Consider the following 2,921-nt stretch of genomic DNA (forward strand, 5'->3'; position numbering starts at 1 on the left):
GGTTTTTGGCAAAGATTGTCCAACACCAGCCATTTGCGTTATTTGGCTGGTTAAGCCCGCCGTTAACATCGACGAGACAATACCCAAAATATTCTTTGAAGAGCCAAGCTCATAAAAAAGAAAGCTATTCTAGGTTAGCCTTCATTCTTTTGCATAAAAATTACTGGCGTAATAAAGGGATCTCCAGATATTACCTCAAAATAGAGCGGGCATTCACCATCCCGAAACTGAGAATAATCAAAGTAAAAGGTTTCACCAAAATCTGTTCTACTCACAACGAGCTGTTCTGGTTTTGCTAAGCCTTGTTTTCTATCATTTCAGTTTGGGTAAACAATATTACCCTCCTAAACAGTTTCAAAGTCTGTATTATAAACGCTTCATATTTCCCCTATCAATTTCACCTCTTCCATAGTTTTTTCCAAAAACGCTTGTAAAAAGGGATAGGTTGCGGAGTGGGAGTGTGCTCAATCTTCTCAATCGGTTGATCACCATCAGGTATCTCAACTCCCGCGTGTACTTTAATTCTTTTGCATAGGAATTCATAAAAGTTACTCGCGTAATATTCGCAATCGCCCAATGCAAGCCTGACATAGAGTGGACATTCACCATCCCGAAACTGTGTATAATCAAAGTAAAAGGTTTCATCAAAATCGGCTTCACATACGATAAGCTGTTCTGCTGTCACAAAACCATGTTTTCTATTGAGTAAGTTTCGGTAAACAATATCACCAGCAGGAATACCTTCCCCATAATCTCCATAAATGCTAAAAATTTCTTCACCCCCTATTTCTCCTCCTCCATATTTTTTTAAGAAAACTTTGTAAGAGGATGTGAATTGCAAGCCGAGAGTTTTCTCCGCCTTTTCAATCTGTAAATCATCTGTTTCATTCTCTTCATCATCTTCACTACCCAAATTGATAATCTCATCATCATATTTATTCACTTTATCAATTAATACTGCAACATCAGCTAAGGTATAGGTTTTCATGGATGATCCTCAAAACTTGCGTTATAAACGCTCCGTATTTCTTCTATCAATTGCCCCTCCTCCATAGTTTTTTCCAAAAACGCTTGTAAAAAGGGATAGGTTGCGGAGTGGGAGTGTGCTCAATCTTTTCAATCGGTTGGTCACCTTCAGGTATCTCATCGCTTACGTATTCTTTAATTTTTTTACAAAGGAATTCATAAAAATTACTGGCGTAATATTCGCAATCTTCAGATGGAAGCCTGACATAGAGTGGGCATTCACCATCCCGAAACTGCGTATAATCAAAATAAAAGGTTTCACCAAAATCAGCGTCACACACGACAAGTTGTTCTGGTGTTGCAAAACCATCTCTCCTATTATTTAAGTTTTGACAAACAATGTCATCAAAAGGAATATCTTCTCCACACTCCTTATAAAGCCTATAGATTTCATAACCAGCAATGTCTCCCCCTTTATAATGTTTTAAAAAAACTTTATAGGAAGATGTGAATTGTAAACCGAGAGCTTTCTCCGCCTTTTCAATCACGAGATCATCAACCTCCTTATCTTTGCTAGCAAAATTAACAATATCACCTTCATATTTATCAACTAATACTGTAACATCATCTAAGGTATAGGTTTTCATCGATTATTCTCCATCAATCATTCTCCAAACTTCTTTTTTCTCTTTTCATCAACCCTAGAGCATTACTGCCGATGCTCCTGTCCCCATCTGTCAAAATTTAGACCTATGATACCCCATTTCATATCAATTAGTCCTCCTAAATTACTGTTTTTTTGTTCTCTATACCCTTTAGCACGTTCCTTCCAATATTCCTCTCTCCATTTTTTAAACTTTTCTCTCTCTATAAGCGATTTATGTGTTTTTGGATTAGCATGAATCACAGAACTATATTTATTATGAGATTCCTTGCTCATTTCTGCTATGGGCCCCTCAGGCGTTTGCTTTAGGTGATGCAACTCAACAGACCTTCCATCAAATCCTATGGGTGCTCTTCCTGCTGCCATTCTCTCAACATTGGTGCCCCATATCGTTTCCTGTTTTTCAGTCCATTTAACCCTTTTATTAGGATCAAAAAGGTCGTTTCTCTGATAGGCTTTGTTAGTCTGTCCAAATTTGCTATCGGTAAATTTAGTGGGTTTCTTTTTTAACCAAAGCTTTTTTTCTTTATCAGCGAGTTTGGTCAGTTCTTTCTTCGCCGCAAGTTTGTCAGGATCTCCCTGAGCGGCAAGTTCTGCAAGATTTTTCTTGGAAGCGAATTGGGCAAAATCTTTCCTAGCATTGAACTTGATCACAGCCTTTTCGCCAAGCTTTATGCCTCCCTTGACTACTCCAGCTCCTCCAGCAAAGTTTTCTAACACTCCGGCTGATAATCTTCCTGTTTCAAAACCAGCATTAAAAGCTCCGTCAACTCCCGCTTTTTCAAAATTCTCTTTTACGTAATCTATATCCCCTATAAAGGAATCCTCAATACCTCCCCAGAATTGACCAGCTCCTTCCCAGACATCATCAATCACATGTCCACTCACGACCCAAGACGCTCCTGTTCCAATGTCTTTAACAGCCCTTTTCGCGCCCCCCCATGGATTGCTAACAAATATCATTATTTGTAACATCATGTTCTTCACACCGCTATCAGCTAACTCGTATAGCTTGATTGGTGTATCAGCAATGAGACCAGACATAACTCCTGTCGAAAAAGTTCTATCTTGTTGTTCATCAATCTCGAACCATTTTTCGTTAACATCTCTTCGACATTGATCATCAGGGCACTCTTCTAACTCTTTCTTCATCTGAGCCTGTTGAGCACTGCTGAGGTAGTTATTAGCAGCGGCATTGCCTGCGGCATCAGCGCCGGCATCAACATCGCCACCGGCAAGGGCAGCAGCAACGCCCCCTGCAGCCCGTGCGACATCAATGGTGTGGTCTCTA

The 2,921-nt window shown here is 39.7% G+C and carries 3 protein-coding genes and 1 pseudogene; all 4 read right to left on the reverse strand.

Going from position 1 to position 2,921, the window contains the following annotated elements; translation table 11 throughout:
- Window positions 1-141: 141 nt before the first annotated feature.
- Window positions 142-492 (reverse strand): annotated as a pseudogene (locus ACFIJ0_RS00615) (SMI1/KNR4 family protein).
- Window positions 398-988, reverse strand: a complete 591-nt coding sequence (locus ACFIJ0_RS00620) for an SMI1/KNR4 family protein (RefSeq protein ID WP_375645233.1) — start codon at window positions 986-988, stop codon at window positions 398-400. Before ACFIJ0_RS00620 ends, ACFIJ0_RS00615 begins: the two are co-directional and overlap by 95 nt.
- Before the next feature lie 46 nt (window positions 989-1,034).
- A complete protein-coding gene (locus ACFIJ0_RS00625; protein ID WP_375645234.1) occupies window positions 1,035-1,613 on the reverse strand; it encodes an SMI1/KNR4 family protein in 579 nt (192 codons plus the stop codon).
- 62 nt (window positions 1,614-1,675) lie between these two features.
- On the reverse strand, window positions 1,676-2,921 hold a 1,246-nt coding region (locus ACFIJ0_RS00630; RefSeq protein ID WP_375661367.1), incomplete at its 5' end, for an HNH/ENDO VII family nuclease.

The sequence above is a fragment of the Bartonella sp. OC68QHHN genome, assembly GCF_042193875.1.
Classification (GTDB): domain Bacteria; phylum Pseudomonadota; class Alphaproteobacteria; order Rhizobiales; family Rhizobiaceae; genus Bartonella; species Bartonella grahamii_A.